The organism is Escherichia sp. E14S1 (assembly GCF_004211995.1).
Lineage (GTDB): Bacteria > Pseudomonadota > Gammaproteobacteria > Enterobacterales > Enterobacteriaceae > Escherichia.
Map to the genome: position 1 here is coordinate 48,508 of NZ_RHJQ01000008.1, position 19,722 is coordinate 68,229.

Consider the following 19,722-nt stretch of genomic DNA (forward strand, 5'->3'; position numbering starts at 1 on the left):
AAGTCACGCCCCTTCTTCACCGGCATGGGGATTATTTCGTGTTTATTGGTTTTGATTACGGTACAGCAAACTGTTCAGTGGCGGTCATGCGCGACGGTAAACCGCAATTACTGAAAATGGAAAACGACAGCACGTTGCTGCCTTCAATGCTTTGCGCGCCAACGCGTGAAGCGGTAAGCGAATGGCTGTACCGCCATCATGATGTTCCGGCAGACGACGATGAAACGCAGGCGCTGTTACGTCGGGCGATTCGTTATAACCGCGAAGAAGATATCGATGTTACGGCGAAAAGCGTGCAGTTCGGTCTTTCCTCTCTGGCACAGTACATTGATGATCCGGAAGAAGTGTGGTTTGTAAAATCACCAAAATCGTTCCTCGGTGCCAGCGGCTTAAAACCGCAGCAGGTAGCGCTGTTTGAGGATCTGGTCTGCGCAATGATGTTGCACATTCGCCAGCAGGCGCAGGCGCAGCTGCCAGAAGCGATTACTCAGGCGGTGATTGGTCGCCCGATCAACTTCCAGGGTCTGGGCGGCGATGAAGCAAACACCCAGGCGCAAGGGATTCTGGAACGCGCAGCGAAGCGTGCCGGGTTTAAGGATGTGGTATTCCAGTACGAGCCGGTCGCGGCTGGGCTGGATTACGAAGCCACCTTACAGGAAGAAAAACGGGTGCTGGTGGTGGATATCGGCGGAGGTACGACTGACTGTTCATTGCTGCTGATGGGGCCGCAGTGGCGTTCACGTCTCAATCGTGAAGCCAGCCTGCTGGGTCACAGTGGTTGTCGTATTGGCGGTAACGATCTGGATATCGCACTGGCGTTTAAAAACCTGATGCCGTTACTGGGCATGGGTGGCGAAACCGAAAAAGGCATCGCCCTGCCGATTCTGCCGTGGTGGAATGCGGTTGCCATCAACGACGTACCTGCGCAAAGTGATTTCTACAGTAGTGCCAACGGTCGCCTGCTTAACGATCTGGTACGCGATGCCCGCGAACCGGAAAAAGTGGCCCTGTTACAGAAAGTCTGGCGTCAGCGTTTAAGCTATCGACTGGTGCGCAGCGCGGAAGAGAGCAAAATTGCGCTTTCCAGCGCAGCGGAAACCCTCGCATCGCTGCCGTTTATCAGCGACGAACTGGCTACGCTGATTAGCCAGCAGGGTCTGGAAAGCGCCCTCAGCCAACCACTGGCGCGGATTCTGGAACAGGTGCAACTGGCGCTGGATAACGCCCAGGAAAAACCGGATGTCATCTATCTGACCGGCGGTAGCGCCCGTTCCCCGCTGATTAAAAAAGCGCTGGCAGAACAGTTGCCGGGCATTCCAATTGCCGGCGGCGATGACTTTGGCTCCGTCACCGCCGGGCTGGCACGCTGGGCGGAAGTGGTGTTTCATTAATTGAAAAATGGCTCAGCAACGGCTTAAATCAGCCTGCGCCTGAGCCAGTTTTTCTGCCGCCTGACGTAACGGTTCCATCAACGGCATGGTCCGTGCAGAGGCATGGAGATGGAATCGCTGCAACTCTACCGCGCCCTCTGTCAATGCGGCTTCCAGCCGATGTCGTTTGGCGGCCATTTTCGCCATTACCGCTTGTCTATCTGCTGGCGTTACCGCTTCATTCGGCCTGAACACAAAACGGCGTTCGCAACTCGCTTTCCAGTCGATAACCGCCTGGGTCAGATGATCACCAAACCCTTTCACTTGCTTAACGCCGCGCCGGGTAACATCTGCCGCTGTTTCAATACCAAAGGACCGTAACGCCGCTTTACGCGCAGGGCCAACGCCGGGAATAGAGGCAACATCAATAAAAAATCCCTCCAGAAACTTCTGCTTCTGCCGTTCCCTTGCGGTGTCCTGAAGTGCTGCCAGATCGCGCTTTTCTTCTTCCGGTAACCCCAGAATTTCGTCCTTCATTTTTTCGAGCATCGTCCGTTTGGCGATAAAACCTTCCAGTCCGCCCAACTGTTGGATCTGGCTGACTAAATGGTCATAATCCATTTTCGCACGATTAAAAGCCTCACGGCGTTGCTGGATTTCTGCTTTGTACGCTTTGCTTGTCAGACTGCCAATAATCCAGATAGCCGCCAGCACCGGAACCAAAATAATATAACGCGGTTCTGCCTGAAGGCCGCAAAGCAGTAGAGATAACGCTGACAGTGCGATCTCAATCAGAATGATGTATTCACGCCGCAATACCCCTACAGGAAACGGCCTGCCCGCAGGTTGGAAATGAGTGGGTAATGGTAACTTTAGCGGTGGCGGTGCTACTGACGACGTTACCATCGCCCAGACTTTCGCCAGCACAAAATCACCGCCGGTGGTAATGACCTCTTCGCCGAGATCAATAAAATAGATAACGCCTTGATTATCCAGCGTACACCACGGGCAGTCGGTCAAATGAGCGGGGTAAACATGCATTGCCGAAACGGGACATTTCTTTAACTGTTGGCGTAGGGAATCAAGTGCCGCTACCCACGCTTTAGCCGTCGGACGCCCGGTTGCTACGCCACTTTCCGTGAATGCCTGCTGAAACATGGCTTCAACATCACCCGGTAACATCGATAGCGGAATAGATCGTGGCGGCGGTTTTAAACCACGTCGCTGATTATCTGACGCGTAGGCATAACGGAAATGGGCAATATCCGTCTCCAGCACATTACCCGCTTCAGAGATAAGCGGTACACCAGAATAAGGATGCCGACCACCAAACAAGACGTGAAAAATCAGCAACGCAAGGCCAAAATTATCGTGATTCGCGGTGCGTTCAAAGCCGACAAATGATGGCAAGGTTTGTAGCTCTGGCGGCGTAAAATGCGACACGCCGACTTCGCATAAATGCAGTGTGCCATTGGCGTTAATCTGAAAGGAATCGCTATCGATCAACACCACTTTGCTGTCACGGCCTACCATAAAGCTGTTCTGGTTTACGTCACCCACGACGTGCCCGTGCTCGTGAACCGTAGCAAAAGATGAAGCAATATTGCGCGCAACATAGAGTAGAAAATCCCACGCACAATGAGGGTAACTCTGGCGACGATGTGCCGGGCTATAGATCATATGAATCGGTTCTTTACCAGAAACTTTTGGCATCATAAAACCGATAACTTTTCCGCCTCGTCCACCGTGAAGCGTTGCCTGCGGCCAGGCGACATAATTCAGCAACTGCGCGTCAGCTGTCGCAGCCATAAAGGCAAGTTTGTCCTGTTTTAAGCCGGGTGGCGGTGTGTGATAAATCTTGGCGACGCTATCGACAAACTCCTCGATATCATAAACCGCGCCTTCACCGCCTTTGCCCTGTTCACGGCCAAGAGTGGTCAATTCACCTGTTGATGTAAATACTTTTATATTTGTTTTCATAATATTTCGCAGACAGACATATTATATTTTAATGATTAACGATAACTAACCATTAAAGGTATTTCTATGTAAGTGAGTTCGGTTCAAGAATAAAAAAGATAATGCACTTTTATCAGGATACAATTCAATTCCAACCTGATAATGATTAAGTCCCACAGCTTTTGCTAACTTTTACTACACAGAGATTCTGGAGAAAAAATGAAGAAGATATTACTTATGTTGAGTCTGCTATTTTTTACTACCGCAGGCTATTGTGAAGTTTCGGATACGTTAGTGACGGGAGGTTATGATAAACAAGCGATGTCTGACGCGATTAAACATGCGCGGAAAGAAACCGATAAATTCATCGAGGTTATGAATAAAAAAGATGCCGATACTTTCGCAGTCAAAGCCCCGATAACCGATCACGGAAGAACCGAGCATTTCTGGCTTACGGATGTCACTTATTCTAACGGCATGTTTATTGGCGTAATCAGCAATGATCCTGGTATTGTTACAAACGTAGAATATGGCCAGGAGTGGAAAATCAAGAAAGAAGATATTTCAGACTGGATGTATACCCGCGGGGATAAAATTTACGGCGGTTATACCATTGATCCTTTATTGGTCACTTATCCAAAAGAAGAAGCCGACGAGCTAAGAGCAAAATTAGTTCGCTAATCAGCCGTTATATTGATTGCTTAAACTGGCGGTTGAATTGTTGTCTTCAACCGCCATGAGAAACTCACTCTGCCCACAGCGCCAGTGCCAACGTTTTATCATCATCCGTACGCTCGTTTACCGCCGGGCTGGACAAAAACTGCTTTAACAATTCAGGTAATAAATCGAGTTGTTCCTGCGTTGCTGACGCCAGTCCATTGAAAAACGGGGTAAAGAAAGGCACATGCGGAGAATTATCCAACATATTTAACGCCAGTCGCTGGATACCATCCGTAAATGCTGCAACTTTGTGCGCACGCTCGGTGCTGGTGAAAGTTTCCAGTCTGGAAACGGCATCTTCATCGGTAATGAAGTGCGTCATATTGGCATATTCACCTACCATCGGCGTAAGCGGCAGTTGCAGACCATGCCCAAAATCTACCACCACGCCGCCATCGCCAATCTGCATAATCAAGGTGCCATTAGCCGATGAAATCAATCCCAAAAACGTGCAAGCAAAATCGCGAACCGCTAATTCTTTGGCTTCCGCCTCGGCAAAAAGTCGCTGACGAACGGTCAGCACAATATCCGTAGCGAGGACATCATTGAGTCCAAATTCACCGTGCTGCACTTTTTGCGACATATAAGCCATCGCTTCATTGACGGCAAGCATCGCGCCTTCGCCACCCTGCGAGACACTGCCTGCGCCATCAGCGACAAATACCGACAATAATGGCTGCTGGTCATTTAGCCAGGCAACCTGCATCTGGCAGGCATCCTGACAAGGTAAATCAGCGCTAATGTGCGACGTTCCAACAACGGATGCATAAACCAGACGCCAGCTCACACTGACGTCCAGCCTTTTGGCGCTTCCAGCACAACTTCCGTTCCCGGCGTGGAGCGGGAAACCGAACGCAGTGAACTGGATAACCAGCTAAACAGTTCACGGAATTGTAATCCCTGCAGAGACAAAGGCTGACGGACGCTGATTTGAGCCAGCGTCTTCATATCCGCCCCCTGAACACCGATGGAAAAGAAGGCAAACTTCTTATCTTCTTCCCCCTGAAACACTTTGTTGGCGGCAGCCTGCCACTCATCGGTTGGAGCGCCATCGGTGATCAGGAAAATCCACGGGCGATAATACGAAATACCATTGGCGCGGTACTCACGTTTCCGCGCCTCAACCATATCCAGGGCTTTAGTAATGGCGGCACCCATTGGTGTATCCCCCTGGGCAAACAGGATGGGCGGGAAAAAGTTAGCGGCGCTGGTAAAGGGTTGTTCCACATGCACCGGGCCGAACGTCACAATGCCGAGTTCCACTCTTTTTAAAGCCAGCGGATCAGCAAGCAGTTCATCACGAAAGGTAACCAATCCGGCGTTAAGTTCATTAATAGGTCTGCCGCTCATCGAGCCAGAAACATCCAGCAGCAGAATGCAGGGGCAACGTGGTTCCGGGTTACTGGCAAAATCGCTGGTGGCAAACGTGATTTGTTCGCTCATAAGAGGTCCTTTCTTAGAGAGTTATTGAGGTCTGGTATCATACCGACTGCAATAATGAAAGAAGAGCAAACGAAGACATTTTCAGAATTAGGCCCGGCGGCACAGATAATTTTGCTATTCGCCTCGCAAGAACGGAGAGCCGTCGATTGACACTAAGGGCGGAGTGACATAATTTCAGGAGTGAGGGTTAGGGAGAGGTTTCCCCCTCCCCCTGGTGTTCTTAGTAAGCCTGGAAGCTAATCACTAAGAGTATCATCAGTATGATGACGTGCTTCATCATAACCCTTTCCTTATTAAAAGCCCTCTTCTCCGGGAGAGGGTTTCCCGTTTCAGCGTCCCGCTGAAATCGTCGGCTTACCTCCTTTCGCCCTGTATGCAGTCTATCGCTGACTTGCGGATAAAATAGTTTCCTCTGTGATTATTGCGTAACGACTCGCAAAGAATATTTGCTGGCAGGATCGCAGACTACAAAGCCTGCGGATTGACAATCTTATCGTGAAGGCATACTTTCAGGAGTGAGGGTAGAGCGGGGTTTCCCCCGCCCTGGTAGTCTTAGTAAGCGGGGAAGCTTATGACTAAGAGCACCACGATGATGAGTAGCTTCATCATGACCCTTTCCTTATTTAAGGCCCCTTCCTCGGGAGGGGCTTTCCCGTTTCAGCATCCCGCTGAAATCTTCGGGTTACCTCCTTATTGCCATGTACGCAGTCTATCGCTAACCTGCGTATAAAATAGTTTCCTGTGTCATTACTGGATGCATGCTCGCAAAGCGCACCGTCATTCAGACGATTCCCGAAACTGTTTCATAATTCCTCCATTTTTCTCCCTTATTGGCTGGCTACACTAGTATCATTCCGCGAAACGTTTCAGGAAGAGAAACTCTTAACGATGAAAGGCAGTTATAAATCCCGTTGGGTAATCGTAATCGTGGTGGTTATCGCCGCCATCGCCGCATTCTGGTTCTGGCAAGGCCGCAATGAATCCCAGAGCGCAGCACCAGGTGCGACGAAACAAGCGCAACATCCACCTGCGAGTGGTCGCCGTGGTATGCGTTCCGGCCCATTAGCCCCGGTTCAGGCGGCGACCGCCGTAGAACAGGCAGTTCCGCGTTACCTTACCGGGCTTGGCACTATTACCGCTGCTAACACCGTTACGGTGCGCAGTCGCGTAGATGGTCAACTGATGGCGTTACATTTCCAGGAAGGCCAGCAGGTCAAAGCAGGCGATTTGCTGGCAGAAATTGACCCCAGCCAGTTCAAAGTTGCATTAGCACAAGCCCAGGGCCAACTGGCAAAAGATAAAGCCACGCTTGCCAACGCCCGCCGTGACCTGGCGCGTTATCAACAACTGGCAAAAACTAATCTCGTCTCCCGCCAGGAGCTGGATGCTCAACAGGCGCTGGTCAGTGAAACCGAAGGCACCATTAAGGCTGATGAAGCGAGCGTCGCCAGCGCACAACTCCAACTCGACTGGAGCCGCATCACCGCGCCAGTCGATGGTCGCGTTGGCCTGAAGCAGGTTGATGTTGGTAACCAAATCTCCAGTGGCGACACCACCGGGATTGTGGTGATCACCCAGACGCATCCTATCGATTTAGTCTTTACCCTGCCGGAAAGCGATATCGCTACCGTTGTGCAGGCACAAAAAGCCGGAAAACCACTGGTGGTTGAAGCCTGGGATCGCACTAACTCGAAGAAATTAAGTGAAGGCACGCTGTTAAGTCTCGATAACCAAATCGATGCCACTACCGGTACGATTAAAGTGAAAGCACGCTTTAATAATCAGGATGATGCGCTGTTTCCCAATCAGTTTGTTAACGCGCGCATGTTAGTCGACACCGAACAAAACGCCGTGGTGATCCCCACCGCCGCCCTGCAAATGGGCAACGAAGGCCATTTTGTCTGGGTACTGAATAGCGAAAATAAAGTCAGCAAACATCTGGTGACACCGGGCATTCAGGACAGTCAGAAAGTGGTGATCCGCGCAGGTATTTCTGCAGGCGATCGCGTAGTGACGGACGGTATTGATCGCCTGACCGAAGGAGCGAAAGTGGAAGTGGTGGAAGCCCAGAGCGCCACCGCACCGGAAGAGAAAGCCACCAGCCGCGAATACGCGAAAAAAGGAGCACGCTCCTGATGCAGGTGTTACCCCCGAGCAGCACAGGCGGCCCGTCGCGCCTGTTTATTATGCGTCCTGTCGCCACCACGCTGCTGATGGTGGCGATCTTACTCGCCGGGATTATCGGTTATCGCGCCCTGCCCGTTTCGGCGCTGCCGGAAGTGGATTATCCGACTATTCAGGTGGTTACACTCTACCCTGGCGCCAGCCCGGATGTGATGACCTCTGCCGTTACCGCGCCGCTCGAACGCCAGTTTGGGCAGATGTCCGGCCTGAAACAGATGTCGTCGCAAAGTTCCGGCGGTGCGTCAGTTATCACTTTGCAGTTCCAGCTAACATTACCGCTGGATGTCGCCGAGCAGGAAGTGCAGGCCGCGATTAACGCTGCGACCAACCTGTTGCCGAGCGATCTGCCTAACCCGCCGGTTTACAGCAAAGTGAATCCGGCAGATCCGCCGATCATGACGCTCGCCGTCACCTCAACCGCCATGCCGATGACGCAGGTAGAAGATATGGTGGAAACCCGCGTCGCGCAGAAAATCTCGCAGATTTCCGGCGTCGGACTGGTGACGCTTTCCGGCGGTCAGCGTCCGGCTGTTCGCGTCAAACTTAACGCCCAGGCGATTGCCGCCCTCGGTCTGACCAGCGAAACCGTGCGCACCGCCATTACCGGCGCTAACGTCAACTCGGCTAAAGGTAGCCTTGATGGCCCTTCCCGCGCGGTCACGCTTTCCGCGAACGACCAGATGCAATCCGCCGAAGAGTATCGCCAGCTAATCATCGCCTACCAGAACGGCGCGCCGATTCGTCTGGGCGATGTCGCAACTGTAGAGCAAGGTGCAGAAAACAGCTGGCTCGGCGCGTGGGCGAACAAAGAACAGGCCATCGTGATGAATGTTCAGCGCCAGCCCGGTGCTAACATTATCTCCACCGCCGACAGCATCCGGCAGATGCTGCCACAGCTCACCGAGAGTTTGCCGAAATCGGTGAAGGTGACGGTACTTTCTGACCGTACCACCAATATCCGTGCATCGGTCGACGATACCCAGTTTGAGCTGATGATGGCTATCGCGCTGGTAGTAATGATTATCTACCTATTTTTGCGCAATATTCCGGCGACCATCATTCCAGGCGTCGCAGTGCCGCTGTCGTTAATCGGCACCTTCGCGGTCATGGTGTTTCTCGATTTTTCAATCAATAACCTGACGTTGATGGCGTTAACTATCGCCACCGGATTCGTTGTCGATGACGCCATCGTGGTGATCGAAAACATTTCCCGCTATATCGAAAAAGGTGAAAAACCGTTGGCGGCGGCGCTCAAGGGCGCGGGTGAAATCGGCTTTACCATTATCTCGCTGACCTTCTCACTGATTGCGGTGTTGATCCCACTGCTGTTTATGGGCGATATCGTCGGGCGACTGTTCCGCGAATTTGCCATTACTCTGGCAGTCGCGATTTTGATCTCAGCCGTGGTGTCGCTGACCCTGACACCGATGATGTGCGCGCGGATGCTCAGCCAGGAGTCGCTGCGTAAACAGAACCGCTTCTCCCGTGCCTCGGAAAAAATGTTCGACAGGATAATCGCCGCCTATGGACGTGGACTGGCGAAAGTGCTGAATCATCCGTGGCTGACCTTAAGCGTGGCGCTCAGCACGCTGCTGCTTAGCGTTCTATTGTGGGTGTTCATTCCGAAAGGCTTCTTCCCGGTGCAGGACAACGGCATTATTCAGGGCACCCTGCAGGCGCCGCAATCCAGCTCCTTTGCCAATATGGCCCAGCGGCAACGCCAGGTCGCGGATGTGATTTTGCAGGATCCGGCAGTGCAAAGTTTGACCTCATTTGTTGGCGTTGATGGCACTAACCCGTCGCTGAACAGTGCGCGTTTACAGATCAACCTCAAACCGTTGGATGAACGTGATGATCGGGTGCAAAAAGTCATCGCCCGTCTGCAAACGGCGGTAGATAAAGTGCCGGGCGTCGATCTCTTCCTGCAACCAACGCAGGACCTGACCATCGATACTCAGGTCAGCCGCACCCAGTACCAGTTTACCTTGCAGGCCACGTCACTGGATGCGCTCAGTACCTGGGGGCCGCAGCTCATGGAAAAACTCCAGCAGCTGCCACAGCTTTCTGATGTCTCCAGCGACTGGCAGGACAAAGGGCTGGTGGCGTATGTCAATGTTGATCGCGACAGCGCCAGCCGTCTGGGGATCAGCATGGCGGACGTCGATAACGCCTTGTATAACGCGTTTGGTCAGCGACTGATTTCCACTATTTATACTCAGGCTAACCAGTATCGCGTGGTGCTGGAGCACAACACCGAAAATACTCCTGGGCTTGCGGCGCTGGATACTATTCGCCTGACCAGCAGCGACGGTGGCGTAGTGCCGCTAAGCTCAATTGCCAAAATTGAGCAGCGTTTTGCCCCGCTCTCCATCAACCATCTGGATCAGTTCCCGGTAACGACCATCTCCTTTAACGTGCCGGATAACTATTCGTTGGGCGATGCGGTGCAGGCGATTACGGACACCGAAAAGACGCTGAATCTGCCAGTGGATATCACCACGCAGTTCCAGGGCAGCACCCTCGCCTTCCAGTCGGCGCTGGGCAGCACTGTCTGGCTGATTGTCGCAGCGGTGGTGGCGATGTATATCGTGCTCGGCATTCTGTACGAGAGCTTTATTCACCCCATCACTATTCTCTCGACGCTACCCACCGCAGGGGTCGGCGCATTGCTGGCGTTAATGATTGCCGGTAGCGAACTGGATGTGATTGCGATTATCGGCATTATTTTGCTGATCGGTATCGTGAAGAAGAACGCCATCATGATGATCGACTTCGCGCTGGCTGCCGAGCGCGAGCAAGGCATGTCGCCGCGCGATGCTATTTACCAGGCTTGTCTGTTGCGTTTTCGTCCGATCCTGATGACCACCCTGGCGGCACTGCTTGGCGCGTTGCCGCTGATGTTGAGTACCGGGGTCGGCGCGGAACTGCGTCGTCCGTTAGGCATCGGTATGGTCGGCGGTCTGGTTGTCAGCCAGGTGCTGACGCTGTTTACCACGCCGGTGATTTATCTGCTGTTCGACCGCCTGGCATTGTGGACCAAAAGCCGCTTTGCCCATCATGAAGAGGAGGCGTAAGTGAAGTTTTTTGCCCTCTTCATTTACCGCCCGGTGGCGACGATTTTACTGTCGGTTGCCATTACCCTGTGCGGCATTCTGGGCTTCCGTATGCTGCCGGTCGCCCCGCTGCCGCAGGTTGATTTTCCGGTGATTATGGTCAGCGCCTCGCTGCCCGGTGCATCGCCAGAGACAATGGCGTCTTCCATTGCCACGCCGCTGGAACGTTCGCTTGGGCGCATTGCCGGAGTCAGTGAAATGACCTCCAGCAGTTCGCTCGGCAGCACACGCATTATTTTGCAGTTTGATTTTGACCGGGATATCAACGGCGCGGCGCGTGATGTGCAGGCGGCGATCAACGCCGCGCAAAGTTTGCTGCCCAGCGGGATGCCAAGCCGTCCGACCTATCGCAAAGCGAACCCGTCGGATGCGCCAATTATGATCCTGACGCTAACCTCCGATACTTATTCGCAAGGTGAACTGTACGATTTCGCCTCAACACAGCTTGCCCCGACGATTGCGCAAATCGACGGTGTCGGTGATGTCGATGTCGGTGGCAGCTCGCTGCCCGCCGTGCGCGTCGGGCTGAATCCGCAGGCGCTGTTTAATCAGGGCGTCTCGCTGGACGATGTACGCTCCGCCATCAGCAATGCCAACGTGCGTAAACCGCAGGGGGCGCTGGAAGATGGGACTCACCGCTGGCAGATCCAGACCAATGATGAACTGAAAACCGCCGCTGAATATCAGCCGCTGATTATTCATTACAACAACGGCGGCGCGGTTCGTCTGGGCGATGTGGCGACGGTGACGGATTCAGTGCAGGATGTGCGCAACGCCGGGATGACCAACGCCAAACCGGCTATTTTGCTGATGATCCGCAAACTGCCAGAAGCCAATATTATCCAGACGGTAGACAGTATCCGGGCGAAATTACCGGAGTTGCAGGAAACCATTCCGGCGGCAATTGATCTGCAAATTGCCCAGGATCGCTCCCCCACCATTCGCGCCTCGCTGGAAGAAGTCGAGCAAACGCTAATTATCTCGGTGGCGCTGGTGATTCTGGTGGTGTTTTTATTCCTGCGCTCGGGTCGCGCCACTATTATTCCCGCCGTTGCGGTGCCGGTTTCGCTGATTGGTACGTTTGCGGCGATGTACCTGTGCGGATTCAGTCTCAATAACCTTTCGTTAATGGCGCTCACCATTGCTACTGGTTTCGTGGTGGATGACGCCATCGTGGTGCTGGAAAACATTGCCCGTCATCTGGAAGCGGGGATGAAACCGCTACAGGCCGCGCTACAAGGTACTCGCGAAGTCGGTTTTACGGTGCTGTCGATGAGTCTGTCACTGGTGGCGGTGTTCCTGCCGCTGCTGTTGATGGGCGGATTGCCGGGTCGCCTGTTACGCGAGTTTGCCGTGACGCTTTCTGTCGCCATTGGTATTTCGTTGCTGGTTTCCCTGACGCTAACGCCGATGATGTGCGGCTGGATGCTGAAAGCGAGCAAGCCGCGTGAGCAAAAGCGACTGCGTGGTTTTGGTCGCATGTTGGTAGCCCTGCAACAAGGCTACGGCAAGTCGCTGAAATGGGTGCTCAATCATACCCGTCTGGTGGGCGTGGTGCTGCTTGGCACCATTGCGCTGAATATCTGGCTATATATCTCGATTCCGAAAACCTTCTTCCCTGAGCAGGACACCGGCGTGTTGATGGGCGGGATTCAGGCGGATCAGAGTATTTCGTTTCAGGCGATGCGCGGCAAATTGCAGGATTTCATGAAAATTATCCGTGACGATCCGGCAGTGGATAATGTCACCGGATTTACCGGCGGTTCGCGAGTGAACAGCGGGATGATGTTTATCACCCTCAAGCCACGCGACGAACGCAGCGAAACGGCGCAGCAAATTATCGACCGTTTGCGCGTGAAGCTTGCAAAAGAGCCAGGAGCGAATCTGTTCCTGATGGCGGTACAGGATATTCGCGTTGGCGGACGTCAGTCGAACGCCAGTTACCAGTACACGTTGCTGTCCGACGACCTGGCGGCACTGCGCGAATGGGAGCCGAAAATTCGCAAAAAACTGGCAACGTTGCCGGAACTGGCGGACGTGAACTCCGACCAGCAGGACAACGGCGCGGAGATGAATCTGGTTTACGACCGCGACACCATGGCGCGGCTGGGAATCGACGTGCAGGCTGCCAACAGCCTGCTGAATAACGCCTTCGGTCAGCGACAAATCTCGACCATTTACCAGCCGATGAACCAGTATAAAGTGGTTATGGAAGTTGATCCGCGCTATACCCAGGACATCAGTGCGCTGGAAAAAATGTTCGTCATTAATAACGAAGGCAAAGCGATCCCGCTGTCGTATTTCGCTAAATGGCAACCGGCGAACGCGCCATTGTCGGTGAATCATCAGGGATTATCGGCAGCCTCGACCATCTCATTCAACCTGCCGACCGGGAAATCGCTCTCGGACGCCAGTGCGGCAATCGACCGCGCAATGACCCAGCTTGGTGTGCCTTCGACGGTGCGCGGCAGTTTTGCCGGAACAGCGCAGGTGTTCCAGGAGACGATGAACTCGCAAGTGATCCTGATTATCGCAGCGATCGCCACGGTGTATATCGTACTAGGGATGCTGTATGAGAGTTACGTACATCCGCTGACGATTCTCTCCACATTGCCTTCGGCGGGCGTCGGGGCGCTGCTGGCGCTGGAGCTGTTCAATGCCCCGTTCAGCCTAATCGCCCTGATAGGGATCATGCTATTAATCGGCATCGTGAAGAAAAACGCCATTATGATGGTCGATTTTGCGCTTGAAGCCCAACGCCACGGTAACCTGACGCCGCAGGAAGCTATTTTCCAGGCCTGTCTGCTGCGTTTTCGCCCGATTATGATGACCACCCTGGCAGCACTGTTTGGCGCGCTGCCGCTGGTATTGTCGGGCGGTGACGGCTCGGAGCTGCGTCAACCCCTGGGGATCACCATTGTCGGCGGTCTGGTAATGAGTCAGCTCCTGACGCTGTATACCACGCCGGTGGTATATCTCTTTTTCGACCGTCTGCGGCTGCGTTTTTCGCGTAAACCTAAACAAACGGTAACCGAGTAAATGACAGATCTTCCCGACAGCACCCGCTGGCAATTGTGGATTGTGGCTTTCGGCTTCTTTATGCAGTCGCTGGACACCACCATCGTTAACACCGCCCTTCCCTCAATGGCGCAAAGCCTCGGGGAAAGCCCGCTGCATATGCACATGGTCATTGTCTCTTATGTGCTGACCGTGGCGGTGATGCTACCCGCCAGCGGCTGGCTGGCGGATAAAATCGGCGTGCGCAATATTTTCTTTACCGCCATCGTGCTGTTTACTCTCGGTTCACTGTTTTGCGCGCTTTCCGGCACGCTGAACGAACTGTTGCTGGCACGCGCGTTACAGGGCGTTGGCGGTGCGATGATGGTGCCGGTCGGCAGGTTGACGGTGATGAAAATCGTACCGCGCGAGCAATATATGGCGGCGATGACCTTTGTCACATTGCCCGGTCAGGTCGGTCCGCTGCTCGGTCCGGCGCTCGGCGGTCTGCTGGTGGAGTACGCGTCGTGGCACTGGATCTTTTTGATCAACATTCCGGTGGGGATTATCGGCGCGATCGCCACACTGATGTTAATGCCGAACTATACCATGCAGACGCGGCGCTTCGATCTCTCCGGCTTTTTATTGCTGGCGGTTGGCATGGCGGTATTAACCCTGGCGCTGGACGGCAGTAAAGGTACAGGTTTATCGCCGCTGGCGATTGCTGGCCTGGTCGCAATTGGCATGGTGGCACTGGTGCTTTATCTGCTGCACGCCAGAAATAACCACCGCGCCCTGTTCAGTCTGAAACTGTTCCGCACTCGTACCTTTTCGCTGGGCCTGGCGGGGAGCTTTGCCGGACGTATTGGCAGTGGCATGTTGCCCTTTATGACACCGGTTTTCCTGCAAATTGGCCTCGGTTTCTCGCCGTTTCATGCCGGACTGATGATGATCCCGATGGTGCTTGGCAGCATGGGAATGAAGCGAATTGTGGTACAGGTGGTGAATCGCTTTGGTTATCGTCGGGTACTGGTAGCGACCACGCTGGGTCTGTCGCTGGTCACCCTGTTGTTTATGACTACCGCTCTGTTGGGCTGGTACTACGTTTTGCCGTTCGTCCTGTTTTTACAAGGGATGGTCAACTCGACCCGTTTCTCCTCCATGAACACCCTGACGCTGAAAGATCTCCCGGACAATCTGGCGAGCAGCGGCAACAGTCTGCTGTCGATGATTATGCAATTGTCGATGAGTATCGGCGTCACCATCGCCGGGCTGTTGCTGGGACTTTTTGGTTCGCAGCATGTCAGCGTCGACAGCGGCACCACACAAACTGTCTTTATGTACACCTGGCTTAGTATGGCGTTTCTTATCGCCCTTCCGGCGTTCATCTTTGCCAGAGTGCCGAACGATACGCATCAAAATATAGCTATTTCGCGGCGCAAAAGGAGCACTGAATGAAGTTCTGGCGGCCCGGCATTACCGGCAAACTGTTTCTGGCGATCTTCGCCACCTGCATCGTCTTGCTGATCACGATGCACTGGGCGGTACGTATTAGTTTTGAGCGTGGTTTTATTGATTACATCAAGCATGGCAATGAGCAACGGCTGCAAATGCTTGGCGACGCGCTTGGCGAGCAATACGCCCAGCACGGTAACTGGCGTTTTCTGCGTAATAACGATCGCTTCGTATTTCAGATCCTGCGTTCGCTTGAACACGATAGCAACGACGATAAGCCCGGCCCCGGTATACCACCACACGGCTGGCGTACCCAGTTCTGGGTGGTCGATCAAAATAACAAAGTGCTGGTTGGCCCACGCGCACCCATTCCACCGGACGGTCCACGGCGGCCCATTCTGGTCAATGGTGTGGAAGTCGGCGCGGTGATCGCTTCCCCCGTTGAACGCCTGACGCGCAATACCGATATCAATTTTGATAAGCAACAGCGGCAAACCAGCTGGCTGATTGTGGCTTTATCTACTTTATTGGCGGCGCTGGCGACATTTCCACTGGCACGCGGTTTGCTGGCACCGGTAAAACGGTTAGTTGACGGCACGCACAAACTGGCGGCGGGCGATTTCACCACTCGCGTGACGCCCACCAGCGAAGATGAACTGGGGAAACTGGCACAAGACTTCAACCAGCTTGCCAGCACGCTGGAGAAAAACCAGCAAATGCGCCGCGATTTTATGGCCGATATTTCTCACGAACTGCGTACGCCATTAGCGGTGCTGCGCGGTGAACTGGAAGCCATTCAGGATGGCGTGCGTAAATTCACGCCGGAGACGGTGGCGTCTTTACAGGCGGAGGTCGGCACACTGACCAAACTGGTTGACGATCTCCATCAGTTGTCGATGTCTGATGAGGGCGCTCTCGCCTACCAAAAAGCACCGGTAGATTTGATCCCACTGCTGGAAGTGGCGGGCGGCGCATTTCGCGAACGATTCGCCAGCCGTGGCCTGAAACTGCAATTTTCCCTGCCAGACAGCATTACCGTATTTGGCGATCGCGACCGTTTAATGCAGTTGTTCAATAATTTACTGGAAAACAGCCTGCGCTACACCGACAGCGGCGGCAGCCTGCAAATCTCCGCAGAACAGCACGATAAAACGGTGCGCCTGACCTTTGCCGACAGCGCGCCGGGCGTCAGTGATGATCAGCTGCAAAAACTGTTTGAGCGTTTTTATCGCACCGAAGGTTCCCGCAACCGTGCCAGCGGCGGTTCCGGGCTGGGGCTGGCGATTTGCCTGAACATTGTTGAAGCGCATAATGGTCGCATTGTTGCCGCCCATTCGCCTTTTGGCGGGGTAAGCATTACAGTAGAGTTACCGCTGGAACGGGATTTACAGAGAGAAGTATGACCGAGTTACCTATCGACGAAAACACGCCGCGTATTTTGATCGTGGAAGATGAACCCAAGCTGGGGCAGTTGCTCATTGATTATCTGCGTGCCGCGAGCTACGCGCCAATACTTATCAGCCACGGCGATCAGGTACTGCCGTACGTGCGCCAGACGCCGCCGGATCTGATCCTGTTGGATCTGATGCTCCCAGGCACCGATGGTCTGACGCTGTGCCGGGAAATTCGTCGTTTTTCCGATGTCCCAATTGTGATGGTGACGGCGAAAATCGAAGAGATCGATCGCCTGCTGGGGCTGGAAATTGGTGCTGATGACTATATCTGCAAGCCGTACAGCCCGCGTGAAGTAGTGGCGCGCGTCAAAACCATTTTGCGCCGCTGCAAACCGCAGCGCGAGTTGCAGCAACAGGATGCCGAAAATCCGTTGATTATCGACGAAGGTCGTTTTCAGGCTTCATGGCGTGGCAAAATGCTTGACCTGACGCCTGCGGAATTTCGTCTGCTGAAAACGCTCTCCCATGAACCGGGTAAAGTATTCTCCCGCGAGCAATTGCTCAATCATCTTTACGACGACTACCGCGTGGTAACCGACCGAACTATCGACAGCCACATTAAAAACCTGCGCCGCAAACTGGAGTCTCTCGACGCCGAACAGTCATTTATCCGCGCCGTTTACGGCGTCGGTTACCGTTGGGAAGCTGACGCCTGCCGTATTGTTTAGCCTGTTCCTTTTAATGGCAGTCTCAAACTACAACGCGTACCGTTCCGTCGCCCACTGAGTATTATTACCCTCTCTGAAAAAGAGAGGGATAAAGCCGTGCTCGTATTCAGATTTCAGCATATTTATCAGTAATCTCCCCCATGCATTAGAGGGTATTCCCCTGATTGGCAACCACCTGAATATCACCCATACTTAAATCGTTACATACTGTTTTCGATACGCAATTTCAAGCAAGGAGTCAATATGGCTGGTTGGTTTGAACTTAATAAGAGCAGTGATAATCAGTTCCGTTTTGTGTTAAAAGCGGGAAACGGAGAAATCATTCTCACAAGCGAATTGTATGCCTCAAAAGCCTCTGCGGAAAAGGGCATCGCCTCGGTACAAAGCAACAGTCCGCAGGATGAACGCTATGAGAAAAAGACGGCGAGCAACGGCAAGTTTTATTTCAATCTGAAAGCGGCCAATCATCAGATAATTGGCTCCAGCCAGATGTATGCTACCGCTCAATCACGCGAAGTCGGAATTGCCTCTGTAAAAACCAATGGCGTAAGCCAGACGGTGAAAGATAAGACTTAATCATTGTGCCGGGCGCGGATGGCGCGCCCGGCTTTATTTCTAATAAACACTGACTTATTGATACTAAGGATCAATCCTCGCCATTAAAATAATGGGAGGATAAGTTTCATATTAGGTGAAAGAATTTTTGTTCTTCTTTTTGAACGCCACGTTATTTATTTCCTGCAAGTGCCGAAGAAATTATCATTATTCGCATCCTTACCAAAACCAGGACACGACCAGACATTTACACTGGAGCCAACCCCACCGATTGCGCTACAATGCCCGCCCTTAAAGTGGGGACACTCCCCTAACCGCTTCATCAGGTGAAGCGGATCTGACCTGTCATCAGAACGAGAGAATTATGTTTAAACCGGAACTCCTTTCCCCGGCGGGAACGCTGAAAAATATGCGTTACGCTTTCGCTTATGGCGCAGATGCTGTTTATGCGGGCCAGCCGCGTTACTCCCTGCGTGTGCGCAACAACGAATTCAACCACGAAAATCTTCAGCTCGGCATCAATGAAGCCCATGCGCTGGGGAAAAAGTTTTATGTCGTGGTCAACATTGCGCCGCACAACGCTAAGCTGAAAACCTTTATCCGTGACCTGAAACCGGTAGTGGAAATGGGGCCGGATGCGCTGATTATGTCCGATCCTGGGCTGATTATGCTGGTGCGTGAGCACTTCCCTGAAATGCCGATCCACCTTTCCGTGCAGGCTAACGCCGTAAACTGGGCGACGGTAAAATTCTGGCAGCAAATGGGCCTGACCCGCGTGATCCTCTCCCGTGAACTATCACTGGAAGAGATTGAAGAGATCCGCAATCAGGTGCCGAATATGGAGCTCGAAATCTTCGTTCACGGCGCACTGTGCATGGCCTACTCCGGTCGCTGCCTGCTCTCTGGCTATATCAACAAACGCGACCCGAACCAGGGCACCTGCACCAACGCCTGCCGCTGGGAGTACAACGTCCAGGAAGGTAAAGAAGATGACGTCGGCAACATCGTACACAAATACGAGCCGATTCCGGTGCAAAACGTTGAACCGACGCTGGGTATCGGCGCGCCAACCGACAAAGTGTTTATGATCGAAGAGGCCCAGCGTCCGGGCGAGTATATGACCGCGTTTGAAGACGAACACGGCACTTACATCATGAACTCGAAAGATCTGCGCGCTATCGCACACGTTGAACGCCTGACCAAAATGGGCGTGCATTCGCTGAAAATCGAAGGCCGCACCAAATCTTTCTACTATTGTGCACGCACCGCGCAGGTTTATCGTAAAGCTATCGATGATGCCGCTGCGGGCAAACCGTTCGACACCAGCCTGCTGGAGACGCTGGAAGGTCTGGCGCATCGCGGCTATACCGAAGGTTTCCTGCGTCGCCATACGCATGATGATTATCAGAACTACGAATACGGTTATTCCGTTTCTGACCGCCAGCAGTTTGTTGGTGAGTTTACCGGTGAGCGTAAAGGTGACCTCGCGGCGGTAGCGGTTAAAAACAAATTCTCCGTTGGCGACAGCCTTGAGCTGATGACTCCACAGGGCAATATCAACTTTACCCTTGAGCATATGGAAAACGCCAAAGGCGAAGCGATGCCGGTTGCGCCGGGCGATGGTTATACTGTGTGGATCCCAGTCCCGCAGGATCTCGAACTGAACTACGCGCTGCTGATGCGTAATTTCTCTGGGGAAACCACGCGTAACCCGCACGGCAAGTGATTAATTTCAAGTATTTTTCCCAGATAGAAAATTCTTAGAAACCGATCACATACAGCTGCATTTATTAAGGTTATCATC

Annotated in this window: 15 protein-coding genes; 10 read left to right on the forward strand and 5 right to left on the reverse strand. The window is 53.3% G+C overall.

Annotation, left to right across the window (positions count from 1 at the left end):
* Window positions 1–38: 38 nt before the first annotated feature.
* Window positions 39–1,391, forward strand: coding sequence for a molecular chaperone (gene yegD / locus D9734_RS09220; RefSeq protein WP_130206950.1), 1,353 nt, complete (start codon window positions 39–41; stop codon window positions 1,389–1,391).
* Window positions 1,392–1,403: 12 nt separating this feature from the next.
* Here yegD and yegI read toward each other — a convergent pair whose 3' ends face one another.
* On the reverse strand, window positions 1,404–3,350 hold the full coding sequence (yegI, locus tag D9734_RS09225; RefSeq protein ID WP_130206952.1) for a protein kinase YegI: 1,947 nt from the start codon (window positions 3,348–3,350) through the stop codon (window positions 1,404–1,406).
* A gap of 198 nt (window positions 3,351–3,548) precedes the next feature.
* On the opposite strand from yegI, the gene D9734_RS09230 reads away from it, so the two are divergent.
* Window positions 3,549–4,010, forward strand: a complete 462-nt coding sequence (locus D9734_RS09230; protein ID WP_096093424.1) for a DUF2314 domain-containing protein — start codon at window positions 3,549–3,551, stop codon at window positions 4,008–4,010.
* 64 nt (window positions 4,011–4,074) lie between these two features.
* Here the strand turns inward: D9734_RS09230 and pphC are convergent, their stop codons facing one another.
* The 4 genes from pphC to D9734_RS09250 form a co-directional block, all read right to left on the reverse strand.
* Window positions 4,075–4,836, reverse strand: a complete 762-nt coding sequence (pphC, locus tag D9734_RS09235; protein WP_130206954.1) for a protein-serine/threonine phosphatase PphC — start codon at window positions 4,834–4,836, stop codon at window positions 4,075–4,077.
* Window positions 4,833–5,492: a VWA domain-containing protein gene (locus tag D9734_RS09240; protein ID WP_130206956.1), complete on the reverse strand. Its 660-nt coding sequence runs from the start codon at window positions 5,490–5,492 to the stop codon at window positions 4,833–4,835. The genes pphC and D9734_RS09240 overlap by 4 nt, the downstream gene beginning before the upstream one ends.
* Before the next feature lie 220 nt (window positions 5,493–5,712).
* On the reverse strand, window positions 5,713–5,772 hold the full coding sequence (ibsA, locus tag D9734_RS09245; protein WP_130207584.1) for a type I toxin-antitoxin system toxin IbsA: 60 nt from the start codon (window positions 5,770–5,772) through the stop codon (window positions 5,713–5,715).
* Between the two features lie 272 nt (window positions 5,773–6,044).
* Window positions 6,045–6,101, reverse strand: a complete 57-nt coding sequence (locus D9734_RS09250; protein ID WP_001386899.1) for a type I toxin-antitoxin system Ibs family toxin — start codon at window positions 6,099–6,101, stop codon at window positions 6,045–6,047.
* Between the two features lie 279 nt (window positions 6,102–6,380).
* On the opposite strand from D9734_RS09250, the gene mdtA reads away from it, so the two are divergent.
* The 8 genes from mdtA to yegQ all read left to right on the forward strand — a co-directional run bounded on the left by mdtA (window position 6,381) and on the right by yegQ (window position 19,644).
* A complete protein-coding gene (mdtA, locus tag D9734_RS09255; protein ID WP_130206958.1) occupies window positions 6,381–7,628 on the forward strand; it encodes a multidrug efflux RND transporter subunit MdtA in 1,248 nt (415 codons plus the stop codon).
* Window positions 7,628–10,750 (forward strand): multidrug efflux RND transporter permease subunit MdtB, encoded by a 3,123-nt coding sequence (mdtB, locus tag D9734_RS09260; protein ID WP_130206960.1) that lies wholly within the window; start codon window positions 7,628–7,630, stop codon window positions 10,748–10,750. Before mdtA ends, mdtB begins: the two co-directional genes overlap by 1 nt.
* Entirely contained in the window at window positions 10,751–13,828 is a 3,078-nt protein-coding gene (mdtC, locus tag D9734_RS09265) for a multidrug efflux RND transporter permease subunit MdtC (protein ID WP_130206962.1), read from the forward strand. It abuts the gene before it with no gap.
* Entirely contained in the window at window positions 13,829–15,244 is a 1,416-nt protein-coding gene (locus D9734_RS09270) for an MFS transporter (RefSeq protein ID WP_130206964.1), read from the forward strand.
* A complete protein-coding gene (gene baeS / locus D9734_RS09275; protein ID WP_130206966.1) occupies window positions 15,241–16,644 on the forward strand; it encodes a two-component system sensor histidine kinase BaeS in 1,404 nt (467 codons plus the stop codon). Before D9734_RS09270 ends, baeS begins: the two co-directional genes overlap by 4 nt.
* On the forward strand, window positions 16,641–17,363 hold the full coding sequence (baeR, locus tag D9734_RS09280) for a two-component system response regulator BaeR (RefSeq protein WP_130206968.1): 723 nt from the start codon (window positions 16,641–16,643) through the stop codon (window positions 17,361–17,363). The genes baeS and baeR overlap by 4 nt, the downstream gene beginning before the upstream one ends.
* 243 nt (window positions 17,364–17,606) lie before the next feature.
* Window positions 17,607–17,939, forward strand: a complete 333-nt coding sequence (locus D9734_RS09285) for a YegP family protein (RefSeq protein WP_130206970.1) — start codon at window positions 17,607–17,609, stop codon at window positions 17,937–17,939.
* Between the two features lie 343 nt (window positions 17,940–18,282).
* A complete protein-coding gene (gene yegQ / locus D9734_RS09290; protein WP_130206972.1) occupies window positions 18,283–19,644 on the forward strand; it encodes a tRNA 5-hydroxyuridine modification protein YegQ in 1,362 nt (453 codons plus the stop codon).
* Window positions 19,645–19,722 lie beyond the last annotated feature (78 nt).

What these genes read in the sequence shown, in the direction of transcription:
- D9734_RS09240 (WP_130206956.1), bottom strand. Translation starts at nt 5,492, where the DNA reads ATGAGCGAACAAATCACGTTTGCCACCAGCGATTTTGCCAGTAACCCG.
- mdtA (WP_130206958.1), top strand. Translation starts at nt 6,381, where the DNA reads ATGAAAGGCAGTTATAAATCCCGTTGGGTAATCGTAATCGTGGTGGTT.
- D9734_RS09270 (WP_130206964.1), top strand. Translation starts at nt 13,829, where the DNA reads ATGACAGATCTTCCCGACAGCACCCGCTGGCAATTGTGGATTGTGGCT.
- D9734_RS09230 (WP_096093424.1), top strand. Translation starts at nt 3,549, where the DNA reads ATGAAGAAGATATTACTTATGTTGAGTCTGCTATTTTTTACTACCGCA.
- yegI (WP_130206952.1), bottom strand. Translation starts at nt 3,350, where the DNA reads ATGAAAACAAATATAAAAGTATTTACATCAACAGGTGAATTGACCACT.
- baeS (WP_130206966.1), top strand. Translation starts at nt 15,241, where the DNA reads ATGAAGTTCTGGCGGCCCGGCATTACCGGCAAACTGTTTCTGGCGATC.
- D9734_RS09285 (WP_130206970.1), top strand. Translation starts at nt 17,607, where the DNA reads ATGGCTGGTTGGTTTGAACTTAATAAGAGCAGTGATAATCAGTTCCGT.
- yegQ (WP_130206972.1), top strand. Translation starts at nt 18,283, where the DNA reads ATGTTTAAACCGGAACTCCTTTCCCCGGCGGGAACGCTGAAAAATATG.
- mdtB (WP_130206960.1), top strand. Translation starts at nt 7,628, where the DNA reads ATGCAGGTGTTACCCCCGAGCAGCACAGGCGGCCCGTCGCGCCTGTTT.
- baeR (WP_130206968.1), top strand. Translation starts at nt 16,641, where the DNA reads ATGACCGAGTTACCTATCGACGAAAACACGCCGCGTATTTTGATCGTG.